The 18673-nt window shown below is 41.8% G+C and carries 16 protein-coding genes and 1 tRNA gene; 8 read left to right on the top strand and 9 right to left on the bottom strand.

The window, feature by feature from the left end:
• Positions 1–94 precede the first annotated feature (94 nt).
• From HMPREF0659_RS10050 to HMPREF0659_RS10040, 3 genes are all read right to left on the bottom strand, one after another.
• Positions 95–820: an SDR family NAD(P)-dependent oxidoreductase gene (locus HMPREF0659_RS10050; protein ID WP_013265441.1), complete on the bottom strand. Its 726-nt coding sequence runs from the start codon at positions 818–820 to the stop codon at positions 95–97.
• The gene (locus HMPREF0659_RS10045) at positions 817–1065 is read right to left on the bottom strand and encodes a hypothetical protein (protein ID WP_013265352.1); all 249 of its coding nucleotides are present in this window, start codon (positions 1063–1065) and stop codon (positions 817–819) included. The genes HMPREF0659_RS10050 and HMPREF0659_RS10045 overlap by 4 nt, the downstream gene beginning before the upstream one ends.
• A gap of 228 nt (positions 1066–1293) precedes the next feature.
• A tRNA-Ser gene (locus HMPREF0659_RS10040) sits at positions 1294–1381 on the bottom strand.
• A gap of 477 nt (positions 1382–1858) precedes the next feature.
• On the opposite strand from HMPREF0659_RS10040, the gene HMPREF0659_RS10035 reads away from it, so the two are divergent.
• The 4 genes from HMPREF0659_RS10035 (at position 1859) to HMPREF0659_RS10020 (ending at position 9374) form a co-directional block, all read left to right on the top strand.
• Positions 1859–3469 carry a CTP synthase gene (locus HMPREF0659_RS10035; RefSeq protein ID WP_013265730.1) on the top strand — a complete coding sequence of 537 codons (1611 nt, stop codon included), beginning with the start codon at positions 1859–1861 and terminating at the stop codon, positions 3467–3469.
• Positions 3470–5401: a membrane protein insertase YidC gene (gene yidC / locus HMPREF0659_RS10030; protein WP_013265155.1), complete on the top strand. Its 1932-nt coding sequence runs from the start codon at positions 3470–3472 to the stop codon at positions 5399–5401.
• A gap of 2 nt (positions 5402–5403) precedes the next feature.
• Positions 5404–7563 carry a S9 family peptidase gene (locus tag HMPREF0659_RS10025; protein ID WP_044046076.1) on the top strand — a complete coding sequence of 720 codons (2160 nt, stop codon included), beginning with the start codon at positions 5404–5406 and terminating at the stop codon, positions 7561–7563.
• Between the two features lie 188 nt (positions 7564–7751).
• Entirely contained in the window at positions 7752–9374 is a 1623-nt protein-coding gene (locus HMPREF0659_RS10020; RefSeq protein ID WP_013265713.1) for an MFS transporter, read from the top strand.
• Positions 9375–10015: 641 nt separating this feature from the next.
• On the opposite strand, the gene HMPREF0659_RS10015 is transcribed toward HMPREF0659_RS10020, so the two are convergent.
• From HMPREF0659_RS10015 to HMPREF0659_RS09990, 6 genes are all read right to left on the bottom strand, one after another.
• Positions 10016–10525, bottom strand: a complete 510-nt coding sequence (locus HMPREF0659_RS10015) for an Lrp/AsnC family transcriptional regulator (protein WP_004359634.1) — start codon at positions 10523–10525, stop codon at positions 10016–10018.
• 95 nt (positions 10526–10620) lie between these two features.
• The gene (locus HMPREF0659_RS10010; protein ID WP_013265350.1) at positions 10621–11097 is read right to left on the bottom strand and encodes an ExbD/TolR family protein; all 477 of its coding nucleotides are present in this window, start codon (positions 11095–11097) and stop codon (positions 10621–10623) included.
• A complete protein-coding gene (locus tag HMPREF0659_RS10005; protein ID WP_013265174.1) occupies positions 11094–11639 on the bottom strand; it encodes an ExbD/TolR family protein in 546 nt (181 codons plus the stop codon). The genes HMPREF0659_RS10010 and HMPREF0659_RS10005 overlap by 4 nt, the downstream gene beginning before the upstream one ends.
• Positions 11636–12151: a hypothetical protein gene (locus HMPREF0659_RS10000; protein WP_044046193.1), complete on the bottom strand. Its 516-nt coding sequence runs from the start codon at positions 12149–12151 to the stop codon at positions 11636–11638. The genes HMPREF0659_RS10005 and HMPREF0659_RS10000 overlap by 4 nt, the downstream gene beginning before the upstream one ends.
• A gap of 287 nt (positions 12152–12438) precedes the next feature.
• Positions 12439–13272, bottom strand: coding sequence for a MotA/TolQ/ExbB proton channel family protein (locus tag HMPREF0659_RS09995; protein ID WP_013265262.1), 834 nt, complete (start codon positions 13270–13272; stop codon positions 12439–12441).
• 739 nt (positions 13273–14011) lie between these two features.
• Positions 14012–14827: a hypothetical protein gene (locus HMPREF0659_RS09990; protein ID WP_013265170.1), complete on the bottom strand. Its 816-nt coding sequence runs from the start codon at positions 14825–14827 to the stop codon at positions 14012–14014.
• Between the two features lie 141 nt (positions 14828–14968).
• Here HMPREF0659_RS09990 and HMPREF0659_RS09985 point away from each other — a divergent pair, with 141 nt between their 5' ends.
• The 4 genes from HMPREF0659_RS09985 (at position 14969) to HMPREF0659_RS12770 (ending at position 18565) form a co-directional block, all read left to right on the top strand.
• Complete coding sequence (locus HMPREF0659_RS09985) at positions 14969–16747, top strand: biotin/lipoyl-binding protein (RefSeq protein ID WP_013265665.1); 1779 nt, start codon at positions 14969–14971, stop codon at positions 16745–16747.
• A gap of 89 nt (positions 16748–16836) precedes the next feature.
• Positions 16837–17370, top strand: coding sequence for an HD domain-containing protein (locus tag HMPREF0659_RS09980; protein WP_013265566.1), 534 nt, complete (start codon positions 16837–16839; stop codon positions 17368–17370).
• A 134-nt stretch (positions 17371–17504) separates the two neighbouring features.
• Positions 17505–18395, top strand: a complete 891-nt coding sequence (locus tag HMPREF0659_RS09975; RefSeq protein ID WP_013265825.1) for an RluA family pseudouridine synthase — start codon at positions 17505–17507, stop codon at positions 18393–18395.
• Positions 18396–18409: 14 nt separating this feature from the next.
• On the top strand, positions 18410–18565 hold the full coding sequence (locus tag HMPREF0659_RS12770; protein WP_013265282.1) for a hypothetical protein: 156 nt from the start codon (positions 18410–18412) through the stop codon (positions 18563–18565).
• Positions 18566–18673: the final 108 nt, after the last annotated feature.

Genomic DNA, 18673 nt, shown 5'->3' with positions numbered 1-18673 from the left:
GAAAACCCTGAAAGTTTATTTTATGAGGAAAGAAATTAGTGTTTGTTTATGTTGTTGTGGAAATCTTGTTTGTTTTCTTTGTATGAAAAAGAGGTTAACATAGCTTCATTCGCCTCCATATCCAGTTAGGGATATGTCGCCATAAGTAGGTGAGTACGCACCAACGGCTATCGATGACGCAGATGTGTCGTCGGCTGTTAATAGCCTTTATAATACTGCGTGCCACCTTTTTTGTGGTCATCAGCATCGGGAGGTGAGAGGTACCAGCGAGTAGGGGAGTGTCGACAAAGCCGGGACGAATATCTGTGAAGTGGATGTTATGATGTTTACAAGCTGCGAGTTGTTCCAACGCTTGTAGATAGGTGTTCTGCATCGCCTTTGTTGCACTATAAGCAGGAGCCGGTCCGAGCCCTTTTGTTCCTGCGATAGAAGTGATACAAGCGATGTGTCCACCTCCCTTATTGGCAAAATAGCGATAGGCACAGCCAATCATTCGGGTGAATCCAACAGCGTTGGTTTCCATTGTTTTGAGTTCTATGTCAGCATTAAGACTTGGGTTTTGCCAACCGATTCCTGCGGCATGAAAATAGAGGTCGATGCCGTTCATACGTTCTATAAGTTGCAGTAAGGAAGTCTCTGCATCTTCGTTAGTTACATCAATTTGGACTGTGTAGACCCGCTCTGGTGCCATAGCTTGCAAGTCTGTCAACTTGTCTATACGACGAGCAGCCACACCAACCGCCCATCCCTCTGCGATGAGCAGTCGTGCTACTTCATGTCCGATACCGCTGCTGGCGCCTACGACGATTGCTTTTTTCATTTCAGTAAGTCCTTAGGTAAGAGTTCGTTGAGGCTATCTTCGCGAATAATCTTCGGTGCAGCCTTGCCGGGAAGCACCAAAACTTTTTTACCATTGCGGTAGATATGCAACTGTCGTGAACGAATCACAGCTGTTATCTCATCATCATTCTGCATCGCCTGCCATATAGGATAGTAGACACCTTCTTCGTTAAAGAGCTTCTTCTGCAGGTGTGAACACATATTGGTAGTATCGAGTTCTATCATTTCTTTCGTTAAATTTGGATGTTATTACGTAGATACAATATCCGTTTCCTAATCTTACTTTCTGCAAAGTTAGGAAAATAAAGCCGTATAACAAGCAATGAATTGGAAAATACGTGTTTTGTGTAAGGATGTGTAGTTGTGGTTATTAGAATGTTTCCCTTTCTATATTAAGTTGTCAGAAAAGAAAAAGGTGCAAGCCACGTAATCCATTGGTTTACACCTTTCTTGCGGAAAGAGGGGGATTCGAACCCCCGATACCCTTTAGGGGTATACACGCTTTCCAGGCGTGCCTCTTCAACCACTCGAGCATCTTTCCTTGTGAATCCTAACGTATATCGTCTATATGTTAGCCTCAAATTGGTTTGCAAAAATAGAACTTTAGTTTTACAATAATGCGGCAGTAAAGAGGATTTTAAGTTTCTTTAAAGTTTTAGAGTAGTCTTCTCTTGTGATATTCTTCTTAGTTCGTTATTGCTAAATTGTAGTTTTCTTATGTAATAGTAACTGTTTGAAATATAAGATTTAGTCTTGTGAAAGGGGTGTTTTATTGCAAAATATTTTATTAAAATGTCTCTTAGTTTTGTAATAATAAAATCTGCCATAAGGTAGATAAAATCTCATTGTAATCATAGATGATAGCACTGTTCATAGGTCTTGTGGCAATTAAATGAAATATACTATGTTTTTTTTATCTTTATATCCCGCCTAATTCATGGAAAATTAGTATCTTTGCATTTTAGTTTAGAACCAACGATTTTCGTTTTAGAAGATAATAATTAAACATACATACATCGTGGCTGAAACAAAGTACATTTTCGTTACGGGCGGCGTAGTTTCTTCACTTGGTAAAGGAATTATCTCGTCATCAATCGGTAAGCTTCTTCAAGCAAGAGGTTACAACATTACCATTCAGAAATTTGATCCGTACATCAACATTGACCCAGGTACGCTGAATCCTTACGAGCATGGTGAGTGCTACGTAACAGAGGATGGTATGGAGACCGACCTCGACCTCGGTCACTATGAGCGCTTCACAGGTATTAAGACCACAAAAGCCAACTCTATGACTACGGGACGTATCTATAAGAGCGTTATTGACAAGGAGCGTCGTGGCGACTACTTGGGTAAGACTATTCAGGTTGTTCCTCATATTACGGACGAAATCAAACGTAATATTAAGCTTTTGGGGCAGAAGTATCACTATGACTTTGTGATTACTGAGATTGGTGGTACTATTGGCGACATTGAGTCAGCTCCATTCCTTGAGGCTATTCGCCAGTTGAAGTGGGAATTGGGTAAGCGTGCCATCAACCTTCACTTGACATATGTTCCTTATCTTAAGGCTGCAGGTGAGTTGAAGACAAAGCCAACTCAGCACAGCGTAAAGGAATTGCAGAGTGTAGGTATTCAGCCAGATGTGCTCGTGATGCGTACAGAAAAGCATCTTGATGATGATATCCGTAAGAAGGTTGCTGCTTTCTGTAATGTTGATTTCGACTGCGTTGTACAGAGTGAGGACCTCCCAAGTATCTATGATGTTCCTGTGAATATGCTTGAGCAGGGCTTGGATGCTGCTATTCTGCGTAAGTGCGGTGAGGAAGTTGGTCCTAAGCCTGCACTCGGTCCTTGGAAGGAGTTCCTTGATCGTCAGCGTAAAGCAACTAAGGAAGTACACATTGGACTTGTTGGTAAATATGACTTGCAGGATGCTTATAAGAGTATTCGTGAAGGCTTGTTGCAGGCTGGAACCTATAATGACCGTAAAACGGTTATTACCTTTATCAATTCTGAGGAACTGACAGAGGAGAATGTAGCTGAGAAACTTAAGGGACAGGATGGTATTGTGATTTGTCCGGGCTTTGGTCAGCGTGGTATTGAGGGTAAGATTGTTGCTGCTCACTATACACGTACACACGATATCCCAACCTTCGGTATCTGTCTTGGTATGCAGATGATGGTGATTGAGTTTGCTCGTAATGTCCTTGGGTATAAGGATGCTAACTCACGAGAGATTGATGAGAAGACTACACACAATGTGATTGATATTATGGAGGAGCAGAAGAATATCACCAATATGGGTGGTACGATGCGCCTTGGAGCCTATGAGTGCGTACTGCGTCAGGGTTCACATACCTTTAATATCTATAAGCAAGAGCATATACAGGAACGCCATCGTCATCGTTATGAGTTCAATAACGACTATGAAAAGGAGTTTGAGAAGCATGGTATGATGTGTGTTGGTCGCAACCCAGAGAGCGACTTGGTTGAAATCGTTGAGATACCAGGCTTGAAGTGGTATATTGGAACACAGTTCCACCCAGAGTATCAGTCAACTGTACTCGGTCCACATCCGCTCTTCCTCGACTTCGTAAAGACTTCAATTGAAAATCAGAAAAACAAATAAATGGATAAAAGAACTATCACAGGGTTTGTACTTATCGCCCTGATTCTCTTTGGTTTTGCTTGGTGGCAGCAGCCATCAGCTGAACAGGTAGCACAGCAGAGAGCTGAATTTGTAAAGGATTCTATCGCTTCTGCTAAGAAAGCACAGACCGCGAAACTTGCTGCTGAGAAGCAGGCACAGCAGAAGGCTGCGCAGGCTACTGATACTACAGCTCTATTTTATGCTGCTTTGAATGGCAAGGCGCAGGATATTATATTGAAAAATAGTAAGGTTGAGCTGACTTTGAGTACCAAGGGTGGTGTTGTAAAGAAGGCTGTTATCAAAAACTATATCGGTCATAATATAGCTGTTAAGGATGGTTCACAGGACCAGAAGAATGTTACTTTGTTTAGTGGTGACGACCAGAGCCTTAACTTTATGTTGGCTGCAAAGAATAGTAATATTGAGACAAAAGACCTTATCTTCACTCCTTCAAATGTGACAGATTCTACTGTTACGCTGACTGCTGTGGCAGGAGAGGGTAAGACACTTACCTTGAACTATACACTTGGTAAGGACTATTTGCTCAATATGTCTTTGCAGGCAGAGGGTATGGGTGGACTCTTTGCTCCAAATTATAACCAGATAGATATTAACTGGCAGGAGCGTTGTAAGCAGCAGGAACGTGGTTTCACATTTGAGAACCGCTACGCAACACTTACCTATAAGAAGCATGATGGGGGTACTGATTACTTGAGTGAGACTTCTGAAAAGGAAGAGACAACAGAGGACTCAATGGATTGGGTAGCTTTCAAAAACCAGTTCTTCTCTGCTGTGATGATTGCAAAGGATAACTTTGCAACAGGTGCAAAGCTTAAGAGTACACCACTTGAGAAGTCTTCTCATTACCTCAAGCACTATGAGGCTAACATGAAGGCTGGCTTTGATCCAACAGGTAAGCGCCCTTCAGAGTTCGAATTCTACTTTGGTCCTAACGATTTCCGTCTGCTTCAGTCTGTTGAAACAGAGAGTAAGTTTGCAAAGGAACTTGACATGGAACGCCTCGTATATCTTGGTTGGCCATTGTTCCGCATTATCAACCGTTGGTTTACTCTTTATGTATTCGATTGGTTGAGTAAGGTGTTCCCAATGGGAGTTGTATTGATTCTCATTACCTTATTATTAAAGCTTATTACCTTCCCAATGGTGAAGAAGAGCTATATGAGCTCTGCTAAGATGCGTGTGTTGAAGCCAAAGTTGGATGAAGCAACGAAGCAATTCAATAAGCCAGAAGACCAGATGCAGAAACAGCAAGCTATGATGCAGAAGTATTCTGAGTATGGAGTGAGTCCTTTGTCAGGCTGTCTTCCTATGTTGATACAGATGCCAATCTGGATTGCGATGTTCAACTTCGTACCGAATGCTATTCAGCTTCGTGGTCAGAGCTTCCTTTGGATGCACGACCTCAGTACTTTCGATCCAATCTTCTCATGGAGCCATGACGTTTGGCTCGTTGGTGATCATATCTCATTGACTTGTATTCTCTTCTGTGGTGCTAACTTGCTTTACACATGGTTTACCATGCAGCAGCAGAAGGATCAGATGGTTGGACAGCAGGCTGATCAGATGAAGATGATGCAGTGGATGATGTTTGGTATGCCATTGTTCTTCTTCTTCATGTTTAATGACTATTCATCAGGTTTGAACTTCTATTACTTTATATCTCTCTTCTTCTCAGCTGCTATCATGTGGGCATTGCGCAAGACAACCAATGAGGAGAAACTTCTGGCTATCCTTGAAGCACGTCGTGAAGAGCGAAAGAACAACCCTAAGAACAATATGGGTAGTGGACTCTTCGCTCGTATGCAGGCTTTACAGGAGTTACAGAAGCAGCAGCAAGAAGAACTTCGACGCAAGCAAGATGAGCTAAATAAGAAAAAGAAAGGTCTATAACTATGAACAAAAACTTAACCATGGCAATGACTGCGGCTCTGATGATGAGTGGTAGCGTTGCACAAGCACAGGATGTGAACATCGGACGTAGCAACATTACGCTGACAAGTGACCTCATGACTCCTGAGACACTTTGGGCTATGGGACGTATCGGTGCTGCACAAGCCTCACCTGATGGCAAGAAGATTGTCTATCAGGTGGGTTATTACAGTGTCAAAGAAAACAAAGGACACCAGGTACTACGCGTGATGGATGCCGATGGTAAGAACGACCGTCTGCTGACTACCTCTGCAAAGAGTGAGGGTGATGCAGCATGGGTCGACAACAACACCTTGGCATTCCTTACAGGTGGACAGTTGTGGACAATGAATGCAGACGGTACTAACCGTAAGCAGTTGACACACTCGGATATCGACATCGAAGGTTTCCGATTCTCTCCAGACCGTAAGCGTGTTGTTCTCATCAAGAGCATCCCTTACTATGGCACTATTAAGCAGAACCCAAGCGACTTGCCAAAGGCTACGGGTATGGTCATCACCGATATGAACTATCGTCACTGGGACCATTACGTTACAACCAATGCACATCCATTTGTTGCAGATGTTACTCCTGAGGGTATCGGTGCAGGTATTGATGTACTCGAAGGCGAACCTTACGAGAGTCCGTTGGCACCATTTGGTGGTATTGAGCAGATTGATTGGAGCAAGGATTCTAAGTTCATTGCTTATACCTGCCGTAAGAAGGAAGGTACACAATATGCCATCTCTACCGATGCCGACATATATATATATAATGTGGAGACTCGCCAAACAAAGAATCTCTGCAAGCCAGCCGACTATGTTGAGCCAAAGATTGATGCTACAAAGAGTATGCGTAATCAGGCTGTAAATCATCAGGCTGGCGATATGAATGTAGGTTACGATGTTAACCCTAAGTTCTCACCTGACGGCAAGTACATTGCATGGCAAAGTATGAAGAACGATGGTTATGAGAGTGATCGCAACCGCCTCTGTGTCTATGAATTGGCAACAGGCAAGAAGACATACGTTGCTGAAAGCTTTGATTCAAATGTAGACGACTACACATGGAGCCTTAATTCAAAGGACCTTTATTTCATTGGTGTATGGCATGCAACGGTGAACGTCTATCAGACGAATCTTAAGGGCGAAGTAAAGCAGCTGACAGAAGGCGATCATAACTATGTAAGTATCTCACTCCTTGGTGATAAGAAGTTGCTTGCTATCCGTCAGAGCATCTCTCAAGCTAATGAAATCTTCGCTATAACTCCTGCTAAGAAGGAGAAAGCAAGCGTTCAGACACAGCTCAGCTTTGAGAATAAGCACATCTATGACCAGTTAGCTTTGGGTGATGTAAAGTCTCGTTGGGTAAAGACAACTGATGGTAAGGAAATGATGGAATGGGTAATTACTCCTCCACACTTCGATCCAAATAAGAAGTACCCTACATTGCTCTTCTGTGAAGGCGGACCACAAAGTCCTGTTTCTCAGTTCTGGAGCTATCGTTGGAACTTTCAGATTATGGCAGCCAATGGCTATGTCATCATTGCACCAAACCGTCGTGGCTTGCCAGGCTTTGGTAGTGCATGGAACGAGGAAGTTAGTACCGATTGGACTGGTCAGTGTATGAACGACTACCTTTCAGCGATTGACGATGCAGCTAACAATCTATCATTTGTAGACAAAGACCGCTTAGGTGCTGTTGGTGCTTCATTTGGTGGCTTCTCTGTTTATTATCTTGCTGGTATTCACAACAAGCGCTTCAAGTGTTTCATCTCTCATGATGGTGCTTTCAATCTTGAGAGTATGTACACAGATACAGAGGAGGCTTGGTTCAGCAACTGGGAGTATGACGATGCATATTGGAATAAGGACAAGAGCGAAGCTGCAAAGCGTACTTACGCAAACAGTCCTCATTTGAATGTTGATAAGTGGGATACTCCAATCCTTTGTATCCACGGCGAGAAAGACTATCGTATTAATGCTAATCAAGGAATGGGTGCTTTCAATGCAGCTCGTCTGCGTGGTATCCCAGCTGAGTTACTTCTCTATCCTGATGAGAACCACTGGGTATTGAAACCACAAAACAGTGTTCTCTGGCAGCGTACATTCTTTAATTGGCTCGACCGCTGGCTGAAGAAGTAGCTTTTGCAAGTTAACGTGTTGACGAGTTTACAAGTAGACAAGTTGCTTGATAGTATCCACTCGTTCACTCGTCAACATGTTCACTCGTTCACTTTCAACTTATAATCTAACAAACAACTTGTTTACTTGTCAACTTGTCAAACTTGTCAACTTGTCCTCTCGTAAACTTGTTAACTAAAAAAATCATCATGACTGATAAAATTCAAACATCATTGAGAGATTCAGCAGCGATGCGCTGGACGGCTCTCCTCCTTTTATCCCTGGCAATGTTCTGTGCCTACATCTTTGTTGATATCCTTTCTCCAATCAAGGAGTTGATGCAGGAGCAGAGAGGTTGGGACTCAACCGCATTCGGTACTATGCAGGGTTCAGAGACATTCCTTAATGTCTTCGTGTTCTTCCTCATCTTCGCAGGTATCATCCTCGATAAGATGGGCGTTCGTTTCACTGCTATCTTGTCTGGTGCAGTGATGTTAGCTGGTGCTTTAATCAAGTACTATGCCATCAGCGACAGCTTTGCTGGTAGTGCACTTGACGTATGGTTTACCAATAACCTCAACCACATTCCTGTCTTCGAGCAGTTGGGTGTATCTCCTTTCTATCAGGGTATGCCAGCCTCTGCAAAGGTTGCAGCTTGTGGTTTCATGATATTTGGTTGTGGCGTTGAGATGGCAGGTATCACTGTTTCTCGTGGTATTGTAAAGTGGTTCAAGGGTCGTGAGATGGCATTGGCAATGGGTTCAGAGATGGCTTTAGCTCGTCTTGGCGTTGCTACCTGTATGATTTTCTCGCCATTCTTTGCAAAACTCGGTGGCGATATTAATGTTTCTCGTTCTGTAGCTTTCGGTGTAGTACTTATCTGTATTGCATTGATGATGTTCATCGTTTACTTCTTCATGGATAAGAAGCTCGACTCACAGACTGGTGAGGCAGAGGAAAAAGAAGATCCATTTAAGATTAGCGACCTCGGTAAGATTCTTTCAAGTATGGGCTTCTGGCTCGTAGCATTGCTCTGTGTGCTTTATTACTCAGCTATCTTCCCATTCCAGAAGTACGCTGTAAATATGCTTCAGTGTAACCTTACCTTCCACGAACTTCCTTCAGGTTCATACTGGGCTTCATCAAGTGTGACTATCATACAGTATGTTATCATGCTCGTTGTTGCTGCTACTGCATTCATGTTCAACTTCATGAAGAATAAGGCTTTGAAGAATCTTATGCTCTTCTTTTCTATATTCTTCCTTGTTGCTTACTGCTACATGGGTTATATGCGTCAGTCTGCAGAGTCTATCTTTGCTGTATTCCCACTGCTCGCAGTAGGTATTACACCAATCCTTGGTAGCTATGTTGACCATAAGGGTAAGGCTGCCTCTATGCTCGTTTTAGGTTCATTGCTTCTGATTGTTTGTCACCTCACCTTTGCCTTTGTTCTTCCACAGTTTAAGTCAAGTCAGGTGGGTGGTGTTATCGTAGCTTATGTAACCATCCTCGTTCTCGGTGCTTCTTTCTCACTTGTGCCTGCTTCATTGTGGCCAAGTGTTCCAAAGCTCGTAGATGCAAAGATTATCGGTTCTGCTTACGCACTTATCTTCTGGATTCAGAATATCGGTTTGTGGTTGTTCCCACTCCTTATTGGTAAGGTTCTCGACAAGACAAACGTAGGTGTTACTGACCCAACACAGCTCAACTATACAGCTCCGTTGGTTATGCTTGCTGGTTTGGGTGTGATAGCTCTTATCATTGGTCTTACTTTGAAGGTAGTAGATAAGAAGCGCAACCTCGGTTTGGAAGAGCCAAATATCAAGGAATAATAGTTGTATGACAACGGGTGAAAGCCTATGTACTCAAGTGGTAATGAGTCGCCTGTAAGTTGTTGTACAGCTTAAAATAAATTATATTGGAAAGTCCTCGCAAGCACATTTCTGCTTGTGAGGACTTTTTATTTATAAAATGATAAAGTTTCTGTGAGTTCGGTACCTCCTTATTAAGTTCTTCTTAAAGTCTTTAAATTTATTGGTTCTGTCAAGAAAAATCAAATAGCCAATTTTAATTGATGCTTAGCAGTGTTTGAATTAACGCCCAATTGGCTTTTAAAAGATGCCCTTTTGAGGTCTAACTAACGCCCTTTTGAACCCTTGTTAAGTACCTTTAGAAATGCTATTGTGCAACTATTTGGTTAATAGCAAGTTACAAGGGTACTGCTTTTGTTTGTTTTGAGCATAAAAAAGAGGCTTTTTACTGATTTCTGTGTCAATATTTTTTACACTCGATAATGTGTGAAAAGTGACATGATAAGAGCTGATAAAATCGATAGATAAATTGGTTGAATAGGGTAGGAGAGTATGAAAATGAAGAAACCCGCACAAATGTTGTACGGGTTTCTTTGTATTGGTCATCCTTTATAAAAGGATATTAGTTTATTCTACGCTATTAATTATAGGTAGAAATATTTTTACTCCTCGTCCTCTTCATCATCATCCAGAACGACATCAGCAACCTTCATGCCCTCAATAGGTAAGGTGCGGTCGATAACAGCATTGTAAGAGATTGAACTCTCGCTGCGTGATAGACCAAGTGGCATCAGCTTGTCGTGAATGACAGACATAAGGTGATGGTTGTTGTATGCGTAAATCTTCAAGAAGAGGTCATACTCACCTGTGGTGTAGTGACACTCCACAATCTCTGGAATCTGACGCAGAGCTTCAACAACATCATCAAATTTCTCAGGATTCTTAAGGTTCAAACCAATGAATGCACAGGTCTCATAACCAATACGTTCTGGGTCTATAATAAACTGTGAACCCTTTAATACTCCAAGATTTGTTAACTTCTGAATACGTTGATGAATGGCTGCACCGCTGACGTTACATGCACGTGCAACCTCAAGGAATGGAATTCTTGCATCCTCAGAGATGAGGTGCAGAATCTTCTTATCAAGACGATCTAAACTTCTATGTGCCATTATTTACAATTTGATTTTGCTTACAAAGGTATTAAAAAAACTCTTAATAAGCAAGTTAAAAAGTCGTTTTTTACAACAAATTACAACTTTATAACCTACTTCAGTTTGTTATTCCTACTCATTGTGGCTGTAAAGTTGACATTCAACACGTTAGCCTCTCTCAACACTTGTTTGAGATCCATAATCGTACCCATATCTGCATGGCGGTCTGCTTTGATGCTTACGCTTAGCTCTTTGCGCTGTTCTGGCGGTAAAGCAGCAGAGAGTTGAATCAGATATTTCCTTATTTCAGGAATCGTTGTGATATGATCATTTAATTGTACAACCATCTTCTCTCCTTCTACTTGTCCAAGGCTATTGATGGGACGACCAATATAGATGTGCTGTATAGTTGAATTATTATACATGCGTGAAAGCTCTGTTGCCATTGGCACTTGGTACTTTACGTGTACGTTTGCTTTCCTCATGTGTACAACTAACATGAAGAAGAAAAGAATAGAAAAGATAAGATCAGGCATAGAAGCTGTGTTCAATGCAGGGATCTCATGATTTCTTCCGCGATAGAGTTTCATTCTGTACCCCCTTTCTCTGTGTTGTCTGCCTTGCTAACAGTATACACCTCTGATATTCGCATAGGTAATTCGTCGGCTATTTGCTTCTGCTGTTCGTTGCTACATAGTTCAAACTCTTTTCCAAAAAGATTGAGTGCGCGTTGGTTGCGAAGGGTGTTATACGCTGCAACTAATTGGTTTTGCACGTGGATATAAGTATCGTATGAAGCGTTACGACTGCTCTGTAACTGGATAAGATGCCCCTTTCCGTTAGTTTGAATAAGCTGTGTTGCACGCTGTAAGAGCTCCTTCATCGTCACAGCCTTTCCATCAAGTGTCACTTGATTCTTCGCATCGATAACAATACGCATTACTTTTCTGCTATCAACGGCAGCAGGTGGTGTCTTTGTTTTGTCGATAGCAGGCAACTGACGTGACAGTCCTTTGTCGAGGTCCATAGAAGAGGCTACAAGGAAGAATATCAACAGCATGAACGAAATATCTGCCGTTGACGTCGTATTTAGTATAGGAACTTTCCTTCGTTCTCTCTTACGAAACATCATTTTCCGCGTCCCTTTCTGTAATAACGAGTCGCTCCAAAGGCTACTACTCCTGCTGCAAGAACAAGTAAAAGTAGTGAACTGTTCACAAACATATCTGTTATACGAAGCCAGAAGCTATCTGTGAAGTTCTCTCCATTGACCATCATTGTCTGCGTAGAACCGAAAACAAAGGTCAAGAGTAAGATGAGTGCTGTTATTCCATATGTAGTATAGGTAATCCTTCTTGCAGGAATACCATTCGTCATTCCTTCACTTCGGTTGGCTCTTCGTATGCCTCGAACTACGGCAACGATAGAGGCTGTAGTTGTGATAGCAAGCAATCCCCACATAAACCCAAGCAAAACGTCGGTAAGCATAGGTGCATTGAATGCTGTGTTGCCTGTAAAAGGGGTGTCATAGCCAATGAGATAGAATGCCAAAAAGACAATAGCTGATAAGGCTACTATCACGTAGAGGACACGCTGTGATATGCGTTCCTCGTCCATCTTTGCTATACCTTTTATTTTCATCATACCACTTTTTAATTCAGAATTCATAATTCACAATTCATAATTATGATTACTTCTTTAATTCAGAATTCAAAATTCATAATTCATAATTATGATTATTTCTTTAATTCATAGTTCATAATTCAGAATTCATAATTATGATTACCGATGTCTTCTATGTTTGTTACAGAAGGAAACTTGGTAAGAATAGTTGAATATGAATATCATAATTCTTTCTTACTAATAAGCTCCCATTCGAGTATTTGTTAATGTATTGTGACTCATAAGTAATCATAATTATGAATTTTGAATTATGAATTATGAATTGATTTAAGTTTATACTTCATGATTGCATCCAACAATGTGATGGCTGATTCTTCCATCTGTGCTGTGATATGGTCAATCTTTGAGAGGATATAGTTGTAGAATATCTGCAGTACGAGGGCTACGATGATACCGAAGATGGTTGTAATCAAAGCCACCTTCATACCTGATGCCACAATCGTTGGACTAATATCGCCAGCCTCTTGAATCTGATCGAATGCCATAACCATACCGATAACGGTTCCAAGGAAACCGAGTGATGGAGCCATTGCAATGAAGAGTGTAATCCATGAACAGCCCTTCTCAAGGTTAGCACTCTGAACACTACCGTATGAGGTAACGCTACGTTCGATATTTTCTATAGAATCGTCTATACGCAACAGACCTTGATAACAGATGGAAGCTACTGGTCCACGTGTGTCACGGCTCAGTGCTTTTGCCTGTTCAATCTCACCTGCAACAATCATATCCTCCAACTTACCAACAAATCGTTTGGCGTCTATTTCTGAAAGACTTAGATAGATAATGCGTTCAATACAGAATGCTAAGCCTAACACCAAAGCTAACGCTACCAACGACATGAAGCCAGCATTACCCTCGATGAACTTACGCTTTAAGGATTGGTGGATGCCCGTATCTTGTGCGGTTGGTGTTTTAACGGTTGCTGTATCGGCTACACCTGTCTCGTTCAGTGCATCATCTGAAAGTGTGTCAGCAGTAGCTGTGGTCGCTGCTTTGGCTGGTGCCTGTGCAGAAACGATGGTTGAGCAAGAGAAGGAGAGTATTGTTATGATTGAAAACAACGCTATTAATTTCTTCATATTCTTAAAACCTGTAGTGGTCTCCTTTTTATAACGGCATTGCTGCCTTGGTTGTGAAAGGCTTTTTAGCCTATGTATATGACGGCTGAATTACCTCTATAATTATCTGCGCAAAGGTATATAAAATTGTAATAACAGCCAAATCTTGTGCTTGAAAAGATTAAACCTAAATCGGTTTATTAGATTACATCGCTCATATTTTTACGATAACTATCCCCAATTAGATGCTTTCACAAAGGGGAATAAATACAAGGTAAAATGTGAATAGATTTGGTGTCTGACCGTTTTCTACAAACAACTTATTCCTTGACTAAGCAATATATGTAAACTATTTTCAGACGACTTAAGTCTAATACATGCCCTTTAGGCTTCTTAAAGACGCCCTTTTGGCTTGCAAAAGGTGCCCTTTAAGCCCCTTACTAACGCCCTTTTGACGTCCAATTAAGCATCTTTTGATATGCTGCTTTCTAACTAATTGATATCCTTTTGGTTACAAGTCTTCCTTTTGTATGTGTTTTTGTCCTTATTTATAGATGTTTTATTTGAAATTATGTAATGATTTTTCAAATCTCTATCCGTATCTTTGAGGTATTAATAAGAAAAGGTATCTTGCGTCGGAGAGTTAAATAAAATATGTAGTTTGATAGTTTTTATCCTATCATTTTGTTTAATAAGTTACTTCAGTCCTTCCGTTAAAACTATGTAAGAATCATCTATAGATTTAACGGAAGAAACATATTTATTTCTTAAAACTCTGTATAATAGCGTTCTTCTCTTCTGCTTTTTGAGCTTCTTTGTTTGCTTCCAAAGCATTCTTCTTGCGGTGATACTGCATCACTTTCTTACCAAAAAGAGCAGCCATAGAGTCTTCAGAAAGGTAGCGCATAGAACCAGAGTCAAAGCCGACAGAGTCTTGTGGGATGCGGTGTCCCTGTTCGTCAAGTGTGTCTTTATAGATATAAAGTCTACCGTTGAAGATGTGCCAGCTCGTATAGACAGTCACCTTAGGATATTCCACAGGACTTTCATCTTCCAAAGAGTTAGCTTTCATGACATAACCCACTGGCGAAGCTTGGTTATAACTCTTCAGTGTAAAGCCATACTCACGCGGTGTAAACAAGGCAGCCTTCATAGAATCGCTCATGCCAGCCAATATTTCCTCCTCTGTCTTCGTAGGGTTAGGCTTTAACTTTGGCAAGACTTGGAAAGTCCATGTACCTTTCATTTGTTCAAGATTAATAACCATTTCCGCCTCGTAAGGGTCAATAGGATTAGGAACAATTGCTAATTCGTCACCTATCTCGGGTGTACCATAAACCATGCCATTGCGTTTTGCTGTTACAATGTCAAACTTTACAGGGTCACCTCCCTCATTTGGTAGGAGAACAATTATAGAATCAGAGCAACCGTCGCACGCCAATCCGTAGCGTGTACTATCACCTTTCATTTGAACCTCAACATCGATAGCACTGTGATCTCCAGTCGATACTTGGTTGTAACAAGCTGTAAGGAAAAGCAGTGCAAAGCCGAAGAGAGGGAAAAACATTTTCTTCATGTACTAACTTTTAGACTGCAAAGATAGTCAATTATTGCAAAAAATATTAGCGGTCAGTCGTTTTTTGGAAATTTTTATCTAATTTTGCAGGTCAGATTGCATGCTGCAATCCCTTCATTTAGTAACATATTGAAAATATATATGGGAAAGAAAATTGAGTTCAGTCTCATTTATCGAGACATGTGGCAGAGCTCTGGTAAGTTCCAGCCACGTAAGGATGAGTTAGTTCGTATCGCACCAGTCTTCGTTGAGATGGGCTGTTTTGCACGTGTAGAAACCAATGGTGGTGCATTTGAACAGGTTAATCTTTTAGCTGGTGAGAACCCAAACGAGTCTGTACGTGCCTACACCAAGATTCTGCATGAAGCTGGTATCAAGACGCACATGCTTGACCGCGGTCTGAACGCTTTGCGTATGTATCCTGTTCCTGATGATGTTCGTGCATTGATGTATCGTGTAAAGCATGCTCAGGGTGTGGATATCACTCGTCTTTTCGACGGTCTGAATGACATTCGTAATATTGCGCCTGCATTGAAGTGGGCTAAGGAAGCTGGTATGACTCCACAGGGAACACTCTGTATCACTACCTCTCCTGTTCATACAATTGAGTACTACTGTAAGTTGGCTGATGAGGAAATTGCAGCTGGTGCAGAGGAACTTTGTTTGAAGGATATGGCTGGTATCGGTCAGCCTGCATTCCTTGGTGAGTTGACTCGTCGCATTAAGGAGAAACATCCAGACATTATTCTTGAATATCACGGTCACTCTGGTCCAGGTTTGTCAATGGCTTCTATGCTTGAGGTAGCCAAGAATGGTATTGATATTCTTGATGTTGCTATTGAGCCATTGTCATGGGGTAAGGTTCACCCAGACGTGATCTCTGTACAGAGCATGTTGAAGAACGCTGGCTTTGATGTACCAGAAATCAACATGGATGCCTACATGAAGGCACGTGCTATGACTCAGGAGTTTATTGATGAGTGGCTCGGCTACTTCATCAACCCACAGAACAAGATTATGAGTTCATTGCTTCTTGAGTGTGGTTTGCCAGGTGGTATGATGGGTTCTATGATGGCTGATCTTGGTGGTATTCGTTCAACTATCAATAACCTCCGCAAGAAGAAGGGCGAACCAGAGCTTTCTGTAGATGATATGCTCGTTAAGTTGTTCGATGAGGTGGCATATGTATGGCCACGCGTAGGTTATCCTCCATTGGTAACTCCATTCTCACAATACACAAAGAACATTGCTCTTATGAACCTCCTCACCCTTGAGCAGGGTAAGGGTCGCTTCGTAATGATGGACGATTCTATGTGGGGTATGATTCTTGGTAAGAGTGGTCGTGTTCCTGGTGAGATATGTCAGGAGTTGAAAGACCTTGCTAAGCAGAAAGGTCTTGAGTTCACTGATGCCGATCCTCACACCTTACTTGCAAACGCTCTTGACGACTTCCGTAAGGAAATGGATGAGAACGGATGGGATTATGGACAGGATGATGAGGAACTCTTCGAGTTGGCTATGCACCCAGAGCAGTATCGTAACTACAAGAGCGGACAGGCTAAGAAGAACTTCCTTGCTGACCTTCAGGCTGCAAAGGATGCTAAACTCGGTGCAAAGGTAAGCCCAGAGGAGGCAGCAGCATTCAAGCATGCTAAGGCTGATGCTATTGTTTCTCCTGTTAAGGGTCAGCTCTTCTGGGAATTCCAGGGTGATGGTGAGGCTGCTCCAGCTATCGAACCATTCATCGGTAAGGAGTATAAAGAAGGTGATGTGTTCTGCTACGTTCAGGCTCCTTGGGGTGAGTTTGTAACTGTTCCTGCTGCCCTTGGTGGTAAGTTAGTGGAAATCAACGCTAAGCAGGGTGCTAAGGTAGACAAGGGCGACGTTATCGCTTACATCGAGAGAGCACACGAAGAATAAAGAATCATTATTACAAATGATAGGGCCACGGCTCCTCATTCATGGCGGTGTAAGCCGACTGGGAGAGGAGGTGTGGCTTTTTTCGTGATATGGATTACCAAGTAATTATCAATAAATACTATCCCGAGGATAACGAACTACGTCATATCCTTCTTGTTCACAGTCGTGCTGTAGCGGATAAAGCACTTGCTATTGCTGATCGTCATCCAGAGTTATCGCTTGACCGTCAGTTTATAGAGGAAGCTGCTATGCTGCATGATATAGGTATTGTTCGTTGCAATGCCCCAGGTATACAATGTTTCGGCACTGAGCCTTATATCTGTCATGGTCGTATTGGTGCAGAGATGTTGCGTGCAGAAGGCTTCCCTCGACATGCTCGCGTTTGTGAACGTCATACAGGAGCGGGTATCACTCGTAGCCAAATCATTGCACAAAAGCTGCCACTTCCTCAGCAAGACTTCCTCCCTGAAACCATGGAAGAGAAGGTAATTTGTTATGCTGATAAGTTTTTTTCTAAGTCTCATCTTGATGAAGAGAAGACGATTGAGCAGGCAATAGCAAGTCTTTCCAAGTTTGGCGAAGAAGGTGTTGCACGCTTTCGTGAGTGGGTTAAGATGTTCTAAAACGGTATTGAGCGTATTGACAACCTTATTATAGGAAAGCAATATATTAGCTGTTTTATCTCTGTCGTAGGTCATTCGGATGATTTATTAGGCGTGTAATAGTTTAAATCATTATTTCTTTGTACTTTTGTAGTATGATAAGAAAGAACCCATATACAGAAGAAAAATATAAGCATTATAAGGTGACGGCCCCCGCTCCGTTGCTTGAATGGTTGCTGGCTAACCTAAATGAGAGTAAGAGTAAGGTTAAGGCAACGCTACAGAATCGTGGTATCAAGGTGAATGGTAAGTGCGTTACACAGTTTGACCATCCACTGAAGGCTGGCGACAAGATATCTGTTAGCAAGAGCAAGAAGAACGATCTCTTCCGTAGTCGCTATGTGAAGATCGTCTATGAAGACAGATTTTTGGTAGTGATTGAAAAGAATATTGGTATTCTTTCAATGGCTGCTGGGCATTCTTCATTGAATGTGAAGACTGTTCTTGACGATTATTTCCGTAAGACAAAGCAGAAGTGTACGGCACATGTTGTCCATCGACTTGACCGTGATACATCAGGACTGATGATTTATGCTAAGGACATACAGACGGAGCAGTTACTTGAACATGACTGGCATAATATCGTTTATGACCGTCGTTATGTGGCTGTAGTCAGTGGTGAGATGGAGCATGATGAAGGTACGATTGCCAATTGGCTAAAGGATAATAAGTCATACGTAACCTATAGTTCGCCAGTAGATAATGGTGGAAAATATGCCGTTACACATTTCCATGTACTTGATCGTACGGTAGCGCACAGCCTTGTTGAGTATCAGTTAGAGACAGGTCGTAAGAATCAGATTCGTGTACATTCTGCCGATATGGGACATCCTGTTTGCGGTGACATAAAGTATGGTAATGGTGATGATCCACTTCATCGTCTTTGTCTACATGCATACGTACTCTGTTTTCATCATCCTGTTACACATCAGCGTATGGAGTTCGAGACGCCAGTGCCTCAAGTGTTCAGACATTTATTTAAGTAATCAAATAATACCCAATGGAGAATTTACAATATTTTATCGGCTTACTTGCTGTCTTGGTTATCGGTATCTATCTCATTAAGAAGATAACTGGTTGCATCTTCCGTATTATCATTGCAGCGGTAGTTCTTGGTGTTGCTTACTGGGCTTTGACTGGTTCACATATTCTTTAGCTGGTCGGTTTATAATTATTTACGTGAAAATAGATGTTTCTTTTTTACGTAAATAATTATTTCTTTATAAGTGTTATCTGGTTAACTTCTCTCTTTTTTGTTAGAGGT

It is taken from the genome of Prevotella melaninogenica ATCC 25845, from assembly GCF_000144405.1.
GTDB lineage: Bacteria > Bacteroidota > Bacteroidia > Bacteroidales > Bacteroidaceae > Prevotella > Prevotella melaninogenica.
This window is presented reverse-complemented; position numbering and strand designations above follow the sequence as displayed.